Source organism: Candidatus Limnocylindrales bacterium, from assembly GCA_035571835.1.
Taxonomy (GTDB): domain Bacteria; phylum Desulfobacterota; class Binatia; order UBA1149; family CAITLU01; genus DATNBU01.
On record DATNBU010000038.1, the window covers coordinates 49,473 to 69,005 of the forward strand.

17 protein-coding genes are annotated in these 19,533 nt (G+C 66.7%); 11 read left to right on the forward strand and 6 right to left on the reverse strand.

All coding sequences use genetic code 11. The features are described from left to right. Positions 1-70: 70 nt before the first annotated feature. The 3 genes from VN634_17010 to VN634_17020 all read right to left on the reverse strand — a co-directional run bounded on the left by VN634_17010 (position 71) and on the right by VN634_17020 (position 3,162). Complete coding sequence (locus VN634_17010) at positions 71-1,294, reverse strand: acyl-CoA dehydrogenase family protein (protein ID HXC52585.1); 1,224 nt, start codon at positions 1,292-1,294, stop codon at positions 71-73. A 126-nt stretch (positions 1,295-1,420) separates the two neighbouring features. Then, a complete protein-coding gene (locus tag VN634_17015) occupies positions 1,421-2,506 on the reverse strand; it encodes an acyl-CoA dehydrogenase family protein (GenBank protein HXC52586.1) in 1,086 nt (361 codons plus the stop codon). After that, positions 2,503-3,162 (reverse strand): TetR/AcrR family transcriptional regulator, encoded by a 660-nt coding sequence (locus tag VN634_17020; protein ID HXC52587.1) that lies wholly within the window; start codon positions 3,160-3,162, stop codon positions 2,503-2,505. The genes VN634_17015 and VN634_17020 overlap by 4 nt, the downstream gene beginning before the upstream one ends. A 207-nt stretch (positions 3,163-3,369) precedes the next feature. Between VN634_17020 and VN634_17025 the strand changes: the two genes are divergently transcribed. Together VN634_17025 and VN634_17030 are read left to right on the forward strand one after the other, a co-directional pair. Continuing rightward, the gene (locus tag VN634_17025) at positions 3,370-4,410 is read left to right on the forward strand and encodes a carboxymuconolactone decarboxylase family protein (GenBank protein ID HXC52588.1); all 1,041 of its coding nucleotides are present in this window, start codon (positions 3,370-3,372) and stop codon (positions 4,408-4,410) included. Positions 4,411-4,443: 33 nt separating this feature from the next. Continuing rightward, positions 4,444-5,412 (forward strand): hypothetical protein, encoded by a 969-nt coding sequence (locus VN634_17030; GenBank protein ID HXC52589.1) that lies wholly within the window; start codon positions 4,444-4,446, stop codon positions 5,410-5,412. Positions 5,413-5,416: 4 nt separating this feature from the next. On the opposite strand, the gene VN634_17035 is transcribed toward VN634_17030, so the two are convergent. Beyond that, positions 5,417-5,653 (reverse strand): hypothetical protein, encoded by a 237-nt coding sequence (locus VN634_17035; GenBank protein ID HXC52590.1) that lies wholly within the window; start codon positions 5,651-5,653, stop codon positions 5,417-5,419. A gap of 235 nt (positions 5,654-5,888) precedes the next feature. On the opposite strand from VN634_17035, the gene VN634_17040 reads away from it, so the two are divergent. The 9 genes from VN634_17040 (at position 5,889) to VN634_17080 (ending at position 17,734) form a co-directional block, all read left to right on the forward strand. Next, positions 5,889-7,808, forward strand: coding sequence for a PQQ-binding-like beta-propeller repeat protein (locus VN634_17040; protein ID HXC52591.1), 1,920 nt, complete (start codon positions 5,889-5,891; stop codon positions 7,806-7,808). A gap of 27 nt (positions 7,809-7,835) precedes the next feature. Then, complete coding sequence (locus tag VN634_17045) at positions 7,836-8,606, forward strand: TrmJ/YjtD family RNA methyltransferase (protein ID HXC52592.1); 771 nt, start codon at positions 7,836-7,838, stop codon at positions 8,604-8,606. Positions 8,607-8,745: 139 nt separating this feature from the next. After that, the gene (locus VN634_17050) at positions 8,746-11,535 is read left to right on the forward strand and encodes an MMPL family transporter (protein ID HXC52593.1); all 2,790 of its coding nucleotides are present in this window, start codon (positions 8,746-8,748) and stop codon (positions 11,533-11,535) included. Between the two features lie 60 nt (positions 11,536-11,595). Next, positions 11,596-12,687: a Zn-dependent alcohol dehydrogenase gene (locus VN634_17055; protein ID HXC52594.1), complete on the forward strand. Its 1,092-nt coding sequence runs from the start codon at positions 11,596-11,598 to the stop codon at positions 12,685-12,687. Positions 12,688-12,689: 2 nt separating this feature from the next. Beyond that, positions 12,690-13,406, forward strand: coding sequence for a hypothetical protein (locus tag VN634_17060; protein ID HXC52595.1), 717 nt, complete (start codon positions 12,690-12,692; stop codon positions 13,404-13,406). A gap of 8 nt (positions 13,407-13,414) precedes the next feature. Then, a complete protein-coding gene (locus VN634_17065; protein HXC52596.1) occupies positions 13,415-14,485 on the forward strand; it encodes a MaoC family dehydratase in 1,071 nt (356 codons plus the stop codon). 25 nt (positions 14,486-14,510) lie between these two features. Continuing rightward, on the forward strand, positions 14,511-15,569 hold the full coding sequence (locus VN634_17070) for a hypothetical protein (GenBank protein ID HXC52597.1): 1,059 nt from the start codon (positions 14,511-14,513) through the stop codon (positions 15,567-15,569). 9 nt (positions 15,570-15,578) lie between these two features. Beyond that, complete coding sequence (locus tag VN634_17075) at positions 15,579-17,201, forward strand: hypothetical protein (GenBank protein ID HXC52598.1); 1,623 nt, start codon at positions 15,579-15,581, stop codon at positions 17,199-17,201. Between the two features lie 8 nt (positions 17,202-17,209). Continuing rightward, positions 17,210-17,734: a gamma-glutamylcyclotransferase family protein gene (locus tag VN634_17080; protein HXC52599.1), complete on the forward strand. Its 525-nt coding sequence runs from the start codon at positions 17,210-17,212 to the stop codon at positions 17,732-17,734. Between the two features lie 11 nt (positions 17,735-17,745). Here VN634_17080 and VN634_17085 read toward each other — a convergent pair whose 3' ends face one another. Next, positions 17,746-18,480 carry a sulfite exporter TauE/SafE family protein gene (locus tag VN634_17085; GenBank protein HXC52600.1) on the reverse strand — a complete coding sequence of 245 codons (735 nt, stop codon included), beginning with the start codon at positions 18,478-18,480 and terminating at the stop codon, positions 17,746-17,748. 75 nt (positions 18,481-18,555) lie between these two features. Continuing rightward, the gene (locus tag VN634_17090) at positions 18,556-19,455 is read right to left on the reverse strand and encodes an ankyrin repeat domain-containing protein (protein ID HXC52601.1); all 900 of its coding nucleotides are present in this window, start codon (positions 19,453-19,455) and stop codon (positions 18,556-18,558) included. Positions 19,456-19,533: the final 78 nt, after the last annotated feature.

Here is a 19,533-nt window from a genome sequence, read left to right on the forward strand (position 1 = left end):
AGAAAGGGGCAGGTTCGCATGAACCTGCCCCTTTTTTTCGGGCCGCGCATGCGGCCGCGTGATCGTCTCGTCAGTTCAGCTCGGCCGAAGTGTACCCGAGCACTGCGCGCGCGATGATCAGCAGATTGATCTGCTGCGTGCCTTCGTAGATGTCGGTGATCTTCGCGTCGCGCATCCACTTCTCGAGCAGGTGTTTGCGCGAGTATCCCATCGCGCCGGCGAGCTCGACGCACTTCTGCGTGACGCGGGTGACGGCCAGGCCCGCTTTCGCCTTGGCCATCGACGCTTCCTTCGAGTTGCGCTTGCCGTGATCCATCATGTTGCAGGCTTTCCAGGTGAGCAGGCGCGAGGCCTGCAGCTGGGCTTCCATGTTCATGATCTCGCGCTCGAGCACGGTCTGGTCGAACGGGCTCGCCTCGTAACGGATCTTGATGCCGGCTTCGTCGAGCATCTGCTTGAGGAACTCGAGCGATGCACGGGCAACGCCGATGCCGCTCGCGGCAACGATCGGCCGCGTGCTGTCGAACGTGGCCATGACGCCGCCGAAGCCGGCGCGCGAGCCGTTTTCGTTGACCTCGGCGGTGCCGAGGATGTTGTCGGCGGGGATGCGAGCGTTGTCGAAGACGATCATCGCGGTATCCGACGCGCGGATGCCCATCTTGTCTTCGACCTTGCTGACGGTCACTCCCGGCGTGCCGGCCGGAACGATGAACGACTTGATGGCCGGACGGCCCTTCTTCTTGTCGAGCGTCGCCCAGACGACGACGAAGCCGTCGGACTTCTCGAGCGCGCGATGCCCTGACGTACAGAAGATCTTTGTGCCGTTGAGCACCCACTCGTCGCCGTCGCGCACGGCCGTGGTCGCGACCTGCTTGGAATCCGAACCGAAGTGCGGCTCGGTAATCGCCATCGCCGCCCAGCGCGGCTTGCCCTCATAGAAGTGCCCGAGGAAGCGCTGTTTCTGTTCGGCCGTGCCGACCGCCTGCACGGCCGCGCCGCCGAGCCCGGGGTTCGGAATCGACAGGTAGAGGCCGGCGTCGCCCCACGCGAGCTCTTCGATCTGCATGCACGCGAGCAGCGTGTTCTCGGACGGTCCGGAACCGTTCTTCTTGCCGCCCATGCTCGTCGCGTCGCGGTTGCCGCGGCTGACGTCCCACATCTGCTGGAAGAACTCCCACGGATCGGTGTGTTCTTCTTCGTCGTACTGGCGTGCGATCGGACGCATCATCCCTTCGGCCGCCATGCGCGACATCGCGATTCTCGCCTCGGCCGCTTTCGAAAGAGAAAAGTCCATCTTGATACCTCCCTGCTGTTCCTGCCTGTGGAGCGGACGCCTGCTCATGACGTCCGTTCCATTTCATGCTCGACTCGTCAGACGCCAGCTTCTGAACGCTGGCTCCAAACGCTCTCTCCAAACGCTCTACACGCTCGCGATGCCCTCGAAGATTGCGAAGCCGCGCGCGTTGCGGGCCCACATCTCGACGGGATGATCGCGAATGAATCCGTGACCGCCGAGCACCTGCAGCCCGTTGTCGGTGACGGCCATCGCCATGTCGGCGCTGTATCGATGCGCGATCGCCACTTCGCGCGAGCCTTCCTGGCCCTGGTCGAGGTTCCACGCGGCTTCGTAGTTCAGGAGCCGCGCGGCTTCGGTCTCGGTGGCCATGTCGGCGATCATGAATGCGATGGCCTGCTTCTGCGCGATCTTGACGCCGAACGCATCGCGCTCCTTGGCGTACGCGATGGCGTAGTCGAGCGACGCCTTGGCAAGCCCGACGGCCATTGCCGACTGCGCGACGCGCGAGCGGCGAAGGAGCGCGGTGGCGTCGCCGCCGAGGCGCGCCGAAGCCGGCACGCGGCAGCCGTCGAAGCGCACCTCGTAGGTTTCGAGCCCGCGCAGGCCGAGATTCTTCTCGCGCTCGCCGATCGTCATGCCGGCGGTGCCGGCCGGAACGACGAACGCGCCGATGCCGCCGTCGACGGCGGCATAGACGACGATGTGCGGCGCCGACGCGGCCAGCACCGCCTGGCACTTCTCGCCGTCGATGACCCAGTCGCCGCCGTCCTGGCGCGCGGTCGTGCGCATCTTCGAGAAGTGGAAACCGAGCCACGGCTCGACCACGGCCGACGAGCCGGGCGTGAAGACATCGGAAAGATAGGTGGGAAGGATCGCGTTCTTCTGTTCCTCGCTGCCGAGGCGGAGCACCGCATCGACGACCAGCCGCGGCGAGAGCAGGTGCAGCGCAATCGCGAGGTCGCCCTCGGCGAGGCCCTCGGCAACGATCGCACCGGTGATCGCCGACGGGTCGGCGCTGGCGTAGCCGCCGTAGCTCTCGGGCACCGAGCCCTGGATCAGCCCGAGATCCCACGCGGCCTTGACGATCGCGGCCGGGATCACGCCGGTCTCATCGGCCTCGCGCGCGGCGGGCCGCAGCTGCTCGGCGGCGAACGACGAGACGGTGTCGCGGATGAGCTGCTGTTCTTCGTCGAGTTCGAAATCGATCACGGCTGAATTCCCCCTGCGGTCGTGTTTTCCATCGGAAGGCCAGGCGGCGAGTCGGCGGCTCGCAGATCGGCAAAAAGCTGCGCGAGAAACGTCCCGAGCGTCTGCTCGAGGCGGAAGCGTTCGGGATCGAGGTAGTACTGGGTCTCGGCGCCGATGACGGCGCTCGTGAGCGTGGCCGCGACCTGGTCGGCGTCGGCGTCGCGCCGGAACGCGCCGGACTCCTGGCCTGCCCGGACGATGTTGCGCAGGAACGCGCGGAAGCGGCGCATCATGCCGCGCATCGCGTCGAGCAGCGGATCGTGGGTGTCGATCGCCTCGACCATCAGCTTGATGGCAAAGCGGGGCCGGTCGTTCGACACCGCGTGCTCGGTACAGACGGCAACGATGCGGCGGATGCTGTCTTCGGGCTCAGCCCCCTGGCAGGCGCTCTGGACGCGATCCTCGAACTCGGCGACGCGATCGGCGACCGCGGCGGCGAGCAGGTCGTTCTTGTCCTTGTAGTGGTAGTAGATCGCGCCCTTGGTGACGCCCGATTCGCGCGCGATGCGGTCGATCGACGTTCCCTGGTAGCCGTACTTCGCGAAGCAGTCGATGGCGGTCTCTTTCAGATCGACGCGCGCATCATCGCCGCGGCGGGCTCGCTCGGGCTTGAACATACCGAGCGTTTAGTAGGTTTTGACAATCGCGTCAAGAGTATTTGACGTTGATGTCAATATCGGCAGGCCCTCGCTGGCGTTTGACTGACAGGCTAAGCGTAAAGGATGCTGCGCCCGCCGATGGCCTACATCCGACACATCGCTCCCTCGCAAGCGGGCGGACGACTGGCGCAGGTCTATCGGGAGGTCCGCGGAGAGGTGCCGCGGGTGCCGAATCTGCTGCAGGTGTTCAGCCTGCGCCCGGAGACGATGGAAGGCGTCTACCGGCACTGGATCGCGCTCATGTGGAGCCGCAGGGTTCCACGCCAACTCAAGGAAATGCTTGCGGTAACGGTTTCGGTGGCAGCCCGCTGCGACTACTGCGCCGACGCCCATATGATCTACCTGCTGGCAAGCGGAATGGACGGCGACCGCGCGCGCGACCTCCAGACGCGCCTGGCCGATGCCGATGGGCTTTCCGACGCGGAGAGCGAGGCGATCCGCGCCGCGATCCGCCTGACGACCGACCCGCGCAGCATGAAAGCGGCACAGCGCGAGGCACTTGTCCGCGCGTGGCCGAAGCTCGAGGAACGCATCGAGATCGTCGCCGTGGTCGCGTCGTTCAACAGCGTCTGCCGGCTGGCCAATGCGCTCGGCGTCGACTCGGAGATCCCGTCGCCGCTTCGCCGCTTCGAAGTCGGCAAGCGAGGCGCCATCGGGCTGCTCGCGCGCCTCGCATCCTTCAGCATGGACATGGACGAGAAGTCGCTTCCGGGCGAGCCGCCGGAGGTCGACCGCGCCGCGCTGCGCGAGCTCTTCCTGCATCAGATCGGGTTCTCGTCGCTGCCGCCCGGCTTCGACCTGCTCGAGGCCTGTCCGGAGGTCTTCGATGCGCAGCTTCGCGTGATCCGCACCGCGGCGGCGGTGATGCCGCGCGACCGCTGGGTACGCGTGGGTCTGGTGGTCGCGCGCCTGACCGGCTGCGACTACTTCTCGACCAACTGCGGCGACTGGCTGCGTCAGCGCGCCGAGAACCCTTCGGATGTCATTGCGGCAGCCGAAGGCTCGGCCTCGAGCCTTCCGGACGTCGAGCACGCCTGCGTCCGCTTCGCCCGCGACTTCACGCTGCACTCGCATACGATCACCAGGGAGCGCATCCACGAGCTGCGCCGCTGCGGCCTGAGCGACGGCGCAATCCTCGACCTCGCGTACGTGACGGCTGTGTTCAACGGGCTGGTTCGCTTGGTGCTGGGTCTCGCCCCCAACTAAGATGAACCATCCTTCGCTAGGGGCCTAAGCAACGTGGAATCCGCCCAGATCTCCGGAAAAGTCTTTCGCTTCCTGTCGACGATGCATCCGTCGCTGTCCAAGCCGGAGCGCAAGCGCTACGCCGAGTTCGATCCCGACAAATGGTATCCGTGGACGCCTGATATCGCGGGCGAGTTTACCGACCTCATGCGCCGGTCACCGCGCGACACCAGTTTTGCACGCGGCCTCGCCTACGCGGCCACCAAGGGTCTTCCCGAGGATTCGAAGCTGTCTGCGACCGACGTCGTTGCCGGTCTTGCATCGCTTCCGGCAGCGTTCGTCGGTCCGGCCGGCAGCGGTTTCGAAGTCAGCATGGAACGGCCGGGCTACGCGGAGGTTTTCTACCGGGGCATGCCCGGGTTCTCGAACGTCTGCATCGCGATCGCCGGAGAGCTCACGCAAAGGCTGCAGGCCGTCGGCGCGCGCGGTCTCGACGTGCGTCACGGCGAAGGCTGCCGGCTGCAGGGTGCAGACGCGTGCCGCTTCGAAGTGCGCTGGTCGGCCGATCCCGGCGACCGGCACGCACCGGTGAACCCGCCCGAAGCCGCCGAAGCGCGCCGCCCCGAGCGGCCGGTCGAGCGTCCTTCGTTCGAACGATCCGCCGAGCCCGCGCCTGCGCGTGCCGCAGCCGCAACGATGCTGCGCACCGAGGATGTCTCGTCGCGAGCGGTCCCGAGCGGACGCCCCGTCGCTCCTCCGCCAAGGCCGATCTCGGCTGCACCGGTGATGCCGCAGGCGTCCGCCGGAGGCTCGGCCGAAGATCTCTTCGAGCAGCTTCGCTCGCGCCTCGTCGATGCCGAGCGCCAGAGCGCACGGCATTCGGAGCTGGAGTCGCACATTGCAGCACTCGACGCGCGTGCCGGAGAGCTCGAAGCGGCGCTCGCGCATGCCGAAGCCGAAGCGAATGCCGCACGCGGCGAGCTCGAGGAGCTGAAGCGCCGCATTCGCGATCTGGTCGGCTAGTCTTCTACGGTACGGCGCAGACGTCGCTGATCGCGGACGAGTACGCGCCGTTCGAGAAGCAGTCGGCGGTTGAGAACGCCAGTTCGCCGCAGTCTCCATCGGCGGCGCCCTCCGCACCGAACGCCAGCGTCATTTTCATCGGGATGTAGGCCGGCGAGGTGCCGTAGCCGCCGCCCGCGGTGCCAGGAAAAAGAAAGGCAAAACCGGCGATCGCGAGAAGAGCGGACAGCGGTCGCTTCATACCAGAGCCCTCCTTTTGTTCGCCTCGAAGCGCAGCCCGTGCCGCCTTTTCCGGCGCAACACAGTCGGCCGGGGGCGTATCAGGCAGCCAGGCAATGGGCGATCGCGACCGCCCCTGTGACATCTGTCGCTGTCCGGACGTGGGCCAGGGGGTTTCCCGGTCGCCGTCGACGCGATGTGACCAAGTGCTGTCCGGTCATTGCCGCGACACCGCGCGGCGTGGTACTCGACGGTCGATGCACCTCGTATCCCGGACCGTAATCGCGTCGGCCGCTGCTCTCCTCGTCTTCTCGACGACACCGGCCGAAGCCTGGATGAAGCGGATCGATCCGACCGGACTTGCCAAAGGAGGCCGCGGCTGGTCGGCCCCGCGAGTGTCGGGGATCGATAACGCTGGCGACCTGATCCTCGTCGGCGAGCCGTTCCGGCTCGCCAAGTACTCGGGTGTCAGCGGCGCGCTGCTCTGGCAGACGACCTCGCCGGCGAACGCTTTCGGACACACGCTCGAGATCGATGCGGCGAACGACATCTTCCTCGTCAACGGAGTGAAGATCGCCAAGTTCGACGGAGCGAGCGGCGCCGAGCTCTGGGAGCTCACGCTTCCGAACTACACGTCTTTCTACTCGGTCGCTCTCGATCCATCCGGGGACCTTTTCGCACTTTCCGGCGTATGGGATGGTCACGAGTCGCTAATCTCGATCCGCAAGCTCGACGGGACGAGCGGAAGCGAGGTCTGGAGCACGAGCCTTCCCGGCCTTCGCGCACCCGGATACCGGTATTGCTGCGGGGCGCCGTTCGATGTGCACGATCTCTCCGTCACGCCCGACGGGAACGTCATCGTCGCCATGTACAAAGAGCGGATCACGCCGGAGTACGATCTCGAGTATTCGCCGCTCTTCCAGGGTTTCGACGGTGACGACGGAACGCAGGAGTGGCAGTACGATCTCGACGCATTCAACACCGCCGATCCTCCAACCGTGATGGGTCTCGTCGGTCCGTCCAATCGCTTCTTCGTCCGGCTTTATTCGAACGGTTCTCGTCTGCTCGCCATCGATGCGGCGACCGGTGCGCCGGTGTGGAACACGCCCATCGTCTCGCCGACGACCGTGTTCCAGTATCTTTCGGAGATTCTCCTCGACCCTTCGGGCGACGTCGTCCTCGTCGGCGAGTCGTACTCGTATGACGGCTACGGGACGAATTATCTCTACGCTGCGAAGTACGCGGCGAACGACGGCACGCGAACCTGGCTGAGCGAGATTCGAGGCGACGATCTGCGACCGGGCCTTACCGAGGCCGACAGCAATTCGCGCGAGCGCGCGGTCACAGCGGCAGCCGATGCCGCCGGCAACATCTATGTCGGAGGCTCGCTCTGGGACGGCGAGGATGACCTCGCGGTGCTTCGCCTGCGGGCGGCCGACGGCGCCACCGAATGGTGGAGACTGGCGGATGGCTCGACGCCGCCTCCCTACGGCGGCTGCGACATCGTCAGGGACATCTTCGCAGGAGCCGACGGCCACGTCCGCTTCATTGGAGAGATCGGCTACGCCGACATCGGCATCTGCTCGACGGTCGTCTCTTCGCTCGACTCGGCAAACGGCGCGCTCGACGACATGCCGATCGGGATCGATCGCCTGACGATCCAGAACTCCGCCAATCCCGCCGCGACGAGGATCTCGCTTCTGTCCTCCGGCATCAGCACGTTCCCGCCCGGTCCGGACAACATCGGCGATCCGCGGTGCGACGCGCCCGGCGGCGGCGGCGCGAATCTTTCCGTCTTCAGCACGGGAGGCGCGACCTCGAATGTTTCGATACCGCTACCGTGCGAGAACTGGATAGCGCTCGGCGATCCCGCGCATCCGATCGGTTACGAGTACGAGGATCGCGAGCAGGTCAACGGCCCGTGCAACTCCATCGTGCTCTACGACAAGTTGCGCAAGGGTCGGCTCTCGGTACGCTGCTCCGGCGCGAACCCGGCCTCCCCGCTCGACTACGAGCTCGACGCGATGGGGCAGGGCAGCGTGGCGCTTCGCCTCGAGCTGCCGGGAACCGTCTACTGCGCCGAGGCGACTCCGTCGTCGAGCTCGATCGGAGCGGACAGCCCCGCGTCGTTCCGCGCCACCAAGGGATCGGCTCCGCTCGCTTGCCCCGCCCCCTGAGGGCATCTTCCCGAAACACGGGCCGAGATGGCAGTTTCTTCCTCGCAACGCGCGGCGACGCTGCGCATCGTGCTCCTTCGTCCGAAGCGCGGCGCCAACGTCGGCGCCGTCTGCCGCGCAATGAAGAACATGGGAGCGGGCGATCTCGTCATCGTCGGCGGCGAGTACGACGGCGAGGAAGCCCGTCGCACCGCCGTGCACGCCGGCGACGTCTACGAATCGATCCGCACCGCCGCGACGCTCGACGAAGCGATTGCGCCCGCGACGTTCGTGGTCGGCACCACTTCGCGAACCCAGCCGTGGAGCATCCCTGTCGTGCCGATCGACCAGGCCTTTGCCGAGGCCCGGGCGCACGGGCAAGCCAGCATCGCGCTCGTGTTCGGCCCCGAAGATCACGGTCTCGACAACCAGCAGCTCGCCCGCTGCCACCGCCTTGCCTTCGTGCCGACGGCAGACGCGTACGCATCGCTCAACCTCGCGCAGGCGGCGGTCGTCTGCCTGTACGAATGGCTGCGCTCGAGCCGCAACGAAGCCGGCAGCATGCCGCGGTCCGGCGATGCCGCAGCAGCCGATGACCGGACGCAGTCGGCCGCGCTCGCCGATCTCGAAGACGTGCTCGAAGAGATCGGATTTCTCGAGGGCGACCAGGCCGAGCGCGTGATGGCGACGATCCGCTCGATCCTGACTCGCAGCGGACTCGACGAGCGCGAGGTCGGCATTCTTCGCGGCATCGCGCGGCAGATCCGCTGGGCCGCTCGCCGCGAGCCGGCGCGCAAGCGGGCGGCGACGATCAAGTGATCGAGCCGGCTCCGAACGCGGCCATCGCGCTGCGCCGATTCACCGCAGTCCGACGTTGTTGCATGGAAGGCACTCGGCAAGTACGGTTGCTCGTGAATCGTCCGCACAGGGCGCGCCCGCCAGCCGTGAGGTGGAGTCGGTGAATCGCTCGATGTTCGCGCTGGCCAGGCGGCCCCGACTGTCGCTGATCGTCATGGTGGCGCTGACGCTCGTTGCGCTGGCGGGCATCACGCGCATCGGCTTCGACGGTTCCCTCGCGTCGCTGAGCGTCCCCGACGATCCCGCCCGGCTCTACAACGAACAGGTCCGCAAGGAATTCGGCGACGAAGAGATCGGCATCGCGCTCGTCGAGAGCGCGAACGTCTACACGCCCGAGAACATCGCCGCGCTCCGCGACCTGACCGACCGCCTCGCCAAGGTTCCGGGCGTAACCCGCACGCTCAGCATCACCAACGCTTCGGATCCGGTCGCCGACGTCTTCAATCCGCCGGCGCTGCTCGAAGCGGGCCCGGTCACGGCGGCGAGCGTCAAGGCACTTCAGGAGCGGGTCAAGGCCAACCCGATCTACGTTCCCAACCTCGTCGCTGCCGACGGGCAGGCTGCGGCAGTCACGGTGTTCTTCAAGAACGCGGTCACGACCGACGACGAAGCTGTCGTCGACCACGCGGTCCAGGACGTGATCGACAGCTACAAGGGCGACGCGAAGATCCATTACACCGGGATGTCGCACATCCGCGTGCAGGCGGTCGAGCGCATGCAGAGCGACCTGCTCGACTTCCTGCCGGCAAGCCTGCTGCTGATGGCGTTCGTGCTGTACGGCATCTTCCGTTCGATCCGGGCGACGCTGCTGCCGCTCGCGGCGCTCGCGATCAACGTCGGCTGCCTGATCGGGCTCATGGGATGGGCGGGCGAGCCGATCACGCTCGCGACGCTGGTGCTTCCGTCGCTGCTTCTGGTGATCGGCGGCTCGTACGCGATCCACATCGTGGATGCGTACCTCGAGCTCATCCGCAAGCCCGAGTCGGCGACGCTGCTTCCGGAAGAGATCTTCGGCCGCGTGCTCGACGAAGTCGCGCTGCCGGTGTTCGTCTCGGCGGTTACCAATGCGATCGGATTCGGATCGCTCGCGATTCATCCGATTCCTGCGATCGCGGGACTCGGAAAGTTCGCGGTGCTCGGGATCGCGGTCGTCACGTTCGGCTGCGTGCTCGGCATCCCGCTCGCGCTGCTCGCAATGCCGGGCCGCAAGATCGTCCACGTGCAGAAGGAAGGCGAGGAGGCGGCCGACGAACCGGCCGGCGTCGGCATGCCGTGGCTCGAGCGCGTCGTGCAGCGCATCGGCGCGATCTGCGTCGATCACCGGCTGAAAGTCCTGACCGGCGCGGCGATCGTGACGGGGATTGCCGCGTACGGCGCGATGCAGGTCCAGGTCGACACCGACTTTCTCAAGGCGTTCCGCCCCGGCTCACCGGTGCGCGAAAGCTTCGATGCGATCCAGCACAAGCTGGCCGGTCCGAATCCGATCTCGGTCGTGATCAGCGGACCCGAGCCCGGCTACTTCCGCGACATCGCGGCGCTGCGCCGCGTGAAAGACTTCCAGACATTCGTCGAAGGGCTGGACGGCGTCGACGAGAGCCTGTCGCTCGTCGACTACCTCGACGAGCTCGACCTCGGCCTTCAGAACGCCGGCGGCGAGATGATCCTGAACGAAGCGACCGGCGAGGTGATGGAGTCGCCGCCGCCGAAGAGCTTCTGGAAAGATCCTGAAAAGCAGCTTCCCGCCGTGATCCAGCTGGTCACGGCCAATCCGCGCTCGTTCTCGAGCGTGGTCGACAGGAACCTGCAGCGTCTTCACATCACGCTTCGCACGTCGCTGACCGGCTCGCTCGAGACGTCGGCGCTCGTCGAGAAGGTCAAGGCTTACGCTGCCGAAGCGTTCCCGCGCGGCGTCGACGTGCAGATGACCGGAACGCTGGTGGTGATGGCGTCGATCTCCGACCGGATCCTGCAGGGTCAGGTCGAGAGCACGGTCGTCGCGTACGGAATCATCTTCGTGCTGCTCGCGTTCATGTTCCTCTCGCTGCGGGTCGGCCTGATGGCGATGATCCCGAACGTGATCCCGAACGTCGTGTTCTTCGGGGTGATGGGTTTCGGCGGCATCGAGCTCAACCTCGCGACCAGCATCATTGCCGCCGTCGCGCTCGGCATCTCGGTCGACGACACCGTGCACTACATGGCGCGCCTGAACCGCGTCGTGAAGACCACCGGCACGCAGCGCGAGGCGCTGCTCGCGACGCTTCATCTCGTGAGCCGGCCGGTCATCGCGACGACCATCACGCTGGCCGCCGGATTCATGGTCATGGTGACGTCGAGCTTCGTCATCATCTCGACGTTCGGATGGCTGACGGCGCTGACGATGATCGCGGCGCTCTTGTGCAACCTGTTCCTGGTGCCCGCCATCCTTGCCACGGTGCCGGTGATCAGCGTGTGGGATCTGGTCTCGTCGCGCCTCGGTCCGAGCCCTCACCTTACGATTCCGCTGTTCGAAGGCCTCGGGCGCCTCGGCGTGCGCCTCGTCGTGCTGCTCGGCCAGCTCAAGACGTTCCGCAGCGGCGAGTACATCGTGCGTCGCGGCGAGGAAGGCCGCGAGATGTACCTGGTGCTGACCGGCGACGGGCAGGTGCAGCTCGATCACGGCGTCAACATTCCGCTTCCGCGCGGCGGCATCGTCGGCGAGATGGCGCTGCTGCGCCGCGCGCCGCGCGGCGCCGACGTCGTCGCGTCGAGCGATCTCGACGCTCTGGTGATCGACGAGGATTTCCTGCGGCGCCTGCGGATCCGCTACCCGCGTTTGGCTTCGAAGTTTTTCCTTAATATCGCCCGCATCCTCAGTGACCGGCTCGACGTGGCCAACCGGCGCGTAGGCTGACACACCCGCTCCGAGACATCGTCGTTCGTCCGTCCGACCCGGTCCCAAGAGGAGCTCATCATGCCGCGTGCCGCCGTCGTTTATCAGAAGGACCAGCCGATGAAGGTCGAACAGGTCGTGCTTCGCCCGATCGGCGAGCACGAGGTGCTGGTTCGCGTCAAGGCGTGCGGCGTCTGCCACAGCGACCTTTCGGCGCTGAACGAATTCTTCGCGTGCCCGACGCCGGTCATTCTCGGCCACGAAGCGGCCGGCATCGTCGAGGCCGTCGGCGCCGCCGTGACGAACGTGGAGCCGGGCGATCATGTCGTGGCCGCGTGGTCGCCGGCATGCGGCGAGTGCCGCTTCTGCAAGTCGGGACGGACGCACCTGTGCAACCTGTCCGACGATCCGACGTCGCGCGCGATGGACCGCGCGTCGGCCGGCGGAACGCCGGTCGCGTCATTCCTCGGTGTCGGCGGCTTCGCCGAGCAGATCATCCTCGCCGACAACGCGGTGATCCCGATCGACAAGTCGATGCCGCTCGATCGCGCGGCGCTGCTCGGCTGTGCGGTCATCACCGGATACGGCGCGGCCCGTTACGCGGCCGAGGTCCGCAGCGGCGACGACGTGGCGGTATTCGGATGCGGCGGCGTCGGGCTCAACATCATTCAGGGCGCGCGCCTTGCCGGCGCGAAGACGATCATCGCGATCGACCTCGACGACGGCAAGCTCGAGACCGCGCGCAGTTTCGGCGCGACGCATACGCTGCGCGGCGACGCCGAGAACCTGCACAAGCAGATCCGCGCGCTGACGCAGGAACGCGCCGGCCTCGACTTCGCGTTCGAGGCCGTCGGCAATCCCGAGATCGCCCGCATCGCGTTCCTGTCGATCGCCAAGGGCGGAGAGGTGATCCTCGTCGGCATCGCGCACATGAAAGAGAAAGTGTCGCTGTCGCAGATCGCCGCGGTCACGCAGGAGAAGGGCATGCGCGGCACGACCAACGGCTCGGCCGATTCGTGGAAGACCGTGCCTCTGCTGATCGAGCTCTACAAGAAGAAACAGCTGATGCTCGACGAGCTCGTCTCGCGCACGTACACGCTCGACCAGATCAACGACGCGATGGCCGACCTTCGCAGCGGACGCAATGCCAGGGGCGTCGTGCTGATGGACTGACCGTGCGCGGCATCGTCATCCATATGCGCCCGCGAGCTGCGGGCGGCGCGATCGTTTCGAGCCTGCTGTCCCTGCTGATGACGGCCGTGCTGGCGCTGGCGCCGGCTCCGCTTCGCGCGCAAGTCGAGCCGGCGGAGCCGCCCGAACCCCCGGGGCCGATCGTCAGCCCGTTCGGTCCCGGTTACGATCCGACCAGACCGGCGCCGACCGAACCCGAAACCAGCGGTCCCGGCATCGCGTCGGCCACCGTGATCTCTTCCGGTACGGCCGACATTCGCGAGTTTCATGCGCCGGACATCCACGCAGCCATGTCCTACAGCGCCGTCGTGCTCGACGCGCACATCCCGGCGGCTTCGACCACGCCGGTACTCGGCGCATCGTCGGTGTTCGCGAAGTCCGACGACGGGACGCAGACGCCGGTATACGCGATCTGTCTTCCGACGGCGGAAGCTCCGCTCACGGTCTACCACGGAGCCGACGGCCGACTGGCCAGGTGGCATATCGACACCGGGGGCAGGCTTTACGATTGCGGCGGACGAAATGCGCGCCTCGCGTACAAGCTCGGCGAAGGCGGAATGCGCGTGACGACCGAATCTGCATGGGACGGGCCGATGCTGTTCCTTTTCAAGACACCGGCCTCTCCGATCCGCCACATCGTCGTGGCCGGCCTCGACGTCGAAGTCGTGCAGCCGAAGACGGACGGCGACAGCACGAACTGAGGAAAACGATGGCGGTCATTCGCAAGAAGACGGGAAACTTTCTCGAGGATTTCAAGGTCGGCGCCGTGATGCGCCACAAGGGCGGAAAGACCGTCAACGAGGGCCTGTTCAACGCGTTCACCGAATTCAACATGACGACCAATCCGCTCTCGAAGAACCGCGAGTATGCGCGCCTGTACGGTTACGACGACATCGTCTGCCCGCCCGGCCTCGTCATGCTCGTCGTGTTCTCGCAGACGGTCGAGGACGTTTCCGAGAACGCGCGCGCGAATCTCGAGTACATCAACATGCGCTTCGGTGCGCCCGTGTACCCTGGAGATACGCTCGAGGCCGAGACCACCGTGCTCGGCGTCACCCGGTCGTCGAAGGATCCCACCCTCGGCGTCGTTCACGTGGCGAGTCTCGGCCGCAAGCAGACCGGCGAGGTCGTCATTGCGTTCGAGCGCAAGGTCCAGGTCTGGAAAGGCGACATGTCGGCAACCGTCGTCGATGCGCAGATCGGCCAGAAGCCGTCGGTCGAATGCACGCCGTGGATCCCGCCGTACGACAAGACCCGCGCCTACGGGTCCAAGGCGCACCTTTCGAACCGCGACACGTACTTCGAGGATTTCCATGCGGGCGACGTCTACGAGCATTCGCGCGGCCGCGTGATGACCGACGAGCACATCGCGCTGACGGCGCAGCTCGACAACACGTCGCAGGTGCACTGCAACCAGCACATGATCGACTCGAACCCCGACAAGTACCTCGGCGGCCGCCTGATCATCTTTGGCGGCATTCCGTTCAACCTGTGTCTCGGCATCTCTTCGCCCGACATCGCCGACAACTCGCTGGCCGACGTCGTCTACACGACCGGGCGCCACGTCGCGCCGCTGTTTTCCGGCGACACGGTGTTCGCGGCGACCGAGATCCGCGAGTGCCGCGACTATCCCGGTCGCCCGGATCTTGGTCTGGTTGCGGTGACGCTGCGCGGTCACAAATTTCGCAAGCCCAAAGAAGGCGAAGAGGGTCCGCAGAAGGTCGAGATCTTCATTCTCGACAGAGAGCTGGCCGTCAAGCGCCGCGGGTACTACACCTGAAGTGATGAAGAGCGAGAAACCGCGAGTGCCTGCCCGAGAGCCTGCAGAGGAAATTCCCTACGAAGGCGTCCGGACGCCCGCGTGGTTCTCCGGTCTCAAGCCCGAGTGGAAAGCACTCGACGAACACGCCGGCGTGTTCGATGCGAGCTGGCGCCGCTGGTTTCCCGCCGTCGGCGAGGAGCGGCGCGAATTCCTGCACGGACAGACCACCGCCAACGTCACCGCGCTCCAGCCGGGAACCGGCGCGCCGGCAGCGACGCTCACGGCCCAAGGCCGGCCGCTCGCGCTGTTCGCGCTGTATGAGACCGGCGAGCGCATCTGGATCGCATCGACCGCTTCGGCGGCAGCGGCGACGCGCACGGCGCTGTCGAGATTCCTGGTCGCCGACGACTGCGATTTCGAACCCGACGTCGACGCACGCTGCATGACGGTTGCCGGTCCGCGCGCCGCGGACATCCTTTCGCGCAACGGCGCGGCCGGAGCGCCATCGCTCGGGCCGTGGGCCGTCACGTCGACGACGATTGCCGGAGAAGACGTGCAGATCTTCTCGCGCGCGGACCTTCGCGTGCCGTGTTACGACGTACTGGTCTGCAATCCGGAGGGAAGGCCGGGCGACGCGGATCGCGTGCTGCGTGCAATCGAGTCGTCCGGCGCCGTGCGCTGCGGTGCTGCAGCGCTCGAGATCGTGCGCATCGAGAGCGGCACGGTTCGCTACGGCGTCGATCTCGATGAAAAGCGCATCGCGATCGAAGCGCGGCTCGAGTGGGCCATTCATTTCGCGAAAGGCTGCTACGTGGGCCAGGAAGTCATCGAGCGCGCCGTCAGCCGCGGACGCATCAACCACGAGATGTGCCTGCTCAAGGTCGCGCCGGGCGTGGCGCCGGGCGCGACCGTCGAAGGCGGCACGGACAGCGACGTCGTGACCAGCGTTGCCGTGTCACCGCGGCTCGGGCCGATCGCACTGGCCTATCTCCCGGCGAAGAGCGCGGCCGGAGGCAGCGTGATGCTTCGCAGCGCAGACGTGTCGTCGAAGGCCACACTGCTGCCATGGCCGCGGGCGCGCGTGCTCGCCGGCCGCGGGTAACAGATCGACGTGAGCGCGGGGGCATCCACAGTCGTCGAGGGTCGCTTCCGCTGGTTCGTGCGCGGCGACATCGACGGCTTCTTCGGTCTCGCGATCGACAACCTCGTCCAGCTGCTCGTCATCGTCGGCCTCTGCCGCTCGGTGCTCGGTTTCAGCGACGAGCTGCTGTTCGGGCGCGTGCTGCCCGGCGCCGCCGTGTCGATCCTGGTCGGCAACATCTTCTATTCGTGGCAGGCGTCGCGGCTTGCGGCGCGCACGGGGCGCGCGAACGTGACCGCGCTGCCGTACGGCATCAATACCGTCAGCCTGTTCGCGTTCATTTTTCTCGTGATGCTCCCGTCCAAGCTCGCTGCGCAGGGCGCCGGCATGTCGGCGGACGAAGCTTCGCAGCGCGCGTGGCGCGACGGGCTTGCCGCGTGCTTCGGAAGCGGCGTGCTCGAGTGCGCCGGCGCGTTCGTTGCCGAGGCGATCCGCCGCAGCACTCCGCGCGCGGCGCTGCTGTCGTCGCTCGCCGGCATTGCCGTGTCGTTCATCGCGCTCGGGTTCTTCTTCAAGGCGTATGCGTCGCCGATGGTCGGCATCCCGACGCTCGTCATCGTGCTGGTCGCGTACTTCGGCCGCGTGCGCTTCGCCGGCGGCATACCCGGCGGGCTGATCGCGATTGCGGCCGGTACGCTGCTTTGCTGGCTGAGCGGTGTGGCCGGCGCTGCCGACGGCGCGTGGCAGGGTGCGCTCGCCAATCTCGGCCTGCGCCTTCCGCATGCGGCGCTCGGCGATCTGCTGCGCTCGATCGGCGACGGGAGCCTCGTCGCGTATCTGTCGGTGATCGTGCCGATGGGCGTCGTCAACGTCGTCGGCTCGCTGCAGAACATCGAAAGCGCTTCGGCAGCGGGCGACGAGTACGAGGCGCGGCCGTCGCTGCTCGCCAACGGCATCGGCACGCTCGCGGCGTGCGTGTTCGGCAGCTGTTTTCCGACCACGATCTACATCGGACATCCCGGATGGAAGGCAATGGGTGCGCGCGCCGGCTACTCGATCCTCGGCGGTGCGTTCGCGACCGTGCTGTGCCTTACCGGCGCGGCGGGCATCGTCGCGCTCGCGGTGCCGATCGAAGCCGGCATGGCGATCGTGCTGTGGATCGGCATCGTCATCGTCGCGCAGGCGTTCGAAGCGACGCCGCGCAAGCACGCTGCCGCGGTTGCGGTCGGGCTGCTGCCCGGCGTTGCAGCCTGGGGCACGCTGATGCTGAAGACCGGGCTTCGCGCCGGCGGCGCCGGAGTTCCCGGCGGGCCGCCGTTCTCCGCGGCGCTCGAACAGTCGCTCGCCAATTTCGATCTTGCCGGACGTGGTGCGTTCGCGCTCGAACAGGGCTTCATCTTCACCGCAATGATCCTTGCGGCGGCGACCGCGGAGATCATCGACCGGCGTTTCGATCGCGCGGCGGCATGGTGCGCCGTCGCCGCCGTGCTGTCGTTCGTCGGGCTCATGCACGCGTACACGTGGACGCCCGGCGATACGGTCGTCGCGCTCGGTTTCGGCACCGGCGCTTCGTGGGCGGGTGCCTATCTCCTCGCGGCAGGCATCCTGGCGGTGATCCCGATGATCACCACCGAAGGCGAAGGCGGACACTGAGGCGCGCAATGGTGCTGGTCTTCGCGTACGGCTCCAATCTCTGCATCGAAAGGCTGCATGCGCGCACGCCGAGCGCGCGTGTCGTGTCGGTTGCGACACTCGCCGGCCACACGCTTCGCTGGCACAAGCGCAGCCGCGACGGCTCCGGCAAGTGCGACGCATTCGAGACCGGCTGCGAGGACGACCGGATCTGGGGCGTCGTCTACGAGCTGACTCCCGAAGACAAGATCGTTCTCGACGCGTTCGAAGGGCTCGGCGAAGATTACTTCGAAAAGACCGTTACCGTGCGCTCACCGGACGGCGAAAGCTTCGAAGCGACCGCATACGTGGCCAACCCCGAGCTTCTCGACGAGAACGTGCGGCCGTACCGCTGGTACAAAGGCTTCGTGACGACCGGAGCTGTGCAGCACGAGTTTCCCAAGGAATATCTCGACGTGCTCGAAGCCGTCGAGGAGCACGACGACGTCGACCGCGAGCGTCACGAGCGCGAATGGACGGTGCTCGAAGCGGCGCTGCGACGGCTGCGCAGATAACTGTCCGTTCGCTATCCGAACAGCAGCTTGCTGCCGGCGATCAGCAGCACCACCGCGAGCAGTCGCTTGATCACGACCGGAGCGAAGCGCCGGCTCCCGTAGTACGATCCCACCGCCCCGCCGATGCCGGCCGCCGCGAGCAGGGCGAACGCGAACGCCGGAAACTGCCCGGTGCTCGTCACGTTGCCGAGCAGCCCCGAAATCGAGTTCACGAGAATGAACAGTGACGACGTCGCGGCGGTCGGCTTGGTGCGGGCCCAGTGCATCAGCAGCATCACCGGCGTCAGGAAGATGCCGCCGCCGGTTCCGGTAAGCCCCGACAACAGGCCGATTGCTCCGCCGACGCCGACGGCGACCGGAACAGGCGGCCGGCTCGGCTCGATCTCGGCCGGCGGGCGCGCGAAGAAGCGGGCCGCCGAATACAGCAGGACCACGCCGACCAGCATGTGAAACACGTGCGCCGGCAGCGTCAGGTAGCCGCCCATGTACGCGAGCGGAACCGACAGCAGCGCAAACGGCCAGAACAGCGGCCACGAGAAATGCCCGGCCCTCCAGAACTGAAAGCTGCCGATCGAGGCGACGAGGATGTTGAGCGCAAGCGCCGTCGGCTTGATGGACGCCGGCGCAAGCCCGGCGAGCGACATGATGGCGATGTAGCCGGATGCCCCGGCGTGACCGACCGACGAGTAGAGGAAGGCGATCACGAGAACGCCGAGCGTGAGCAGCATGAGGGTTTCGGCAGTCACGGAGTCAGAGCTTCCCACGGAGAGGTCGCGCGCAGCGCTGCGGACAGTCGCAGATCCCCGCGATGCCGGGCGCGGTCAATGCTCGGGACCGGTCTCGGTTGCGGCCTTGCGCAGCGCCGCGATGCGCTCGGCGCTCGGCTCGGGAATCCCGGCCTTGCGAAGCTTCGATGCAACCACCGGCTGCTCGCTCAGGATGGCGAATTCGAGGAGCGTGACTTCGTCGTCCATCTTCACCCGCGGGTCGGCGCCGGCATCGATCAGCATGCCGACCATGTCGGGATTGCTCTTGCCGACCGCGAGAGTCAGCGCATCGAAATCGGAATCCTCGTCGGTCATGCGTGCCGACAGTTTCGGTCTGGCTTCGAGAAGCGCGCGCAGCACGCCGGAGTTTCCGGAAGCGACGGCCTGCATGACGGCGGTCTTGCCGTTGTCGGCGGCCTCGTCGATATCGGCGCCGGCGCCGAGAAGCGCTTTGACGACGGCCGCCGTTCCGGTCGACGACGCGGCGGCGATCAGTGCGGTATCGCCTTCGCGCGGTTTCAGGTCCTCGTCGACGGCATGCAGCTTCAGGTTCACGTTCGCTCCCGCGCGAAGCAGCAGCTTGACGGTATCGATGTCACCGTTCTCGGAGGCGAGGAACAGCGGAGACAGGCCCGCGCTCGTGCGGTTCGGATCGGCCTTCGCGTCGAGAAGCAGCGAGACGATCTCGCTGTGGCGCCCGGCGGTCGCATAGAGCAGCGCGTTGGCTCCCGATGTTCGCGACGCGTTCGGATCGACGCCTTCCTTGAGCAGCTGCCGGACCTTGTCGGTATTGCCGTCCTCGCAGGCCACCAGCAGGTCGGCGCTGCGGAGGATCGCTTTGACCTCCGAGATCTCCTCGGGCTTCGGCGCCGGCATTTCCTTCGCTGGCTTGGTCGCGGCCGATGCGGTGAGGGGCACGAGCATCGCCGCTGCGACGAACGCCCAGCTCAGCATGGATATCGCGGTGTGGAGCGGAGCCGGACGGGACAAGAGCATGCGCGAGTGTGCCAAAAACCTGTTCGCGACGAAAGA

Coding starts and splice junctions, on each gene's coding strand:
- VN634_17010 (HXC52585.1), bottom strand. CDS start 1,294: ATGGACTTTTCTCTTTCGAAAGCGGCCGAGGCGAGAATCGCGATGTCG.
- VN634_17020 (HXC52587.1), bottom strand. CDS start 3,162: ATGTTCAAGCCCGAGCGAGCCCGCCGCGGCGATGATGCGCGCGTCGAT.
- VN634_17035 (HXC52590.1), bottom strand. CDS start 5,653: ATGAAGCGACCGCTGTCCGCTCTTCTCGCGATCGCCGGTTTTGCCTTT.
- VN634_17040 (HXC52591.1), top strand. CDS start 5,889: ATGCACCTCGTATCCCGGACCGTAATCGCGTCGGCCGCTGCTCTCCTC.
- VN634_17045 (HXC52592.1), top strand. CDS start 7,836: ATGGCAGTTTCTTCCTCGCAACGCGCGGCGACGCTGCGCATCGTGCTC.
- VN634_17055 (HXC52594.1), top strand. CDS start 11,596: ATGCCGCGTGCCGCCGTCGTTTATCAGAAGGACCAGCCGATGAAGGTC.
- VN634_17065 (HXC52596.1), top strand. CDS start 13,415: ATGGCGGTCATTCGCAAGAAGACGGGAAACTTTCTCGAGGATTTCAAG.
- VN634_17080 (HXC52599.1), top strand. CDS start 17,210: ATGGTGCTGGTCTTCGCGTACGGCTCCAATCTCTGCATCGAAAGGCTG.
- VN634_17090 (HXC52601.1), bottom strand. CDS start 19,455: ATGCTGAGCTGGGCGTTCGTCGCAGCGGCGATGCTCGTGCCCCTCACC.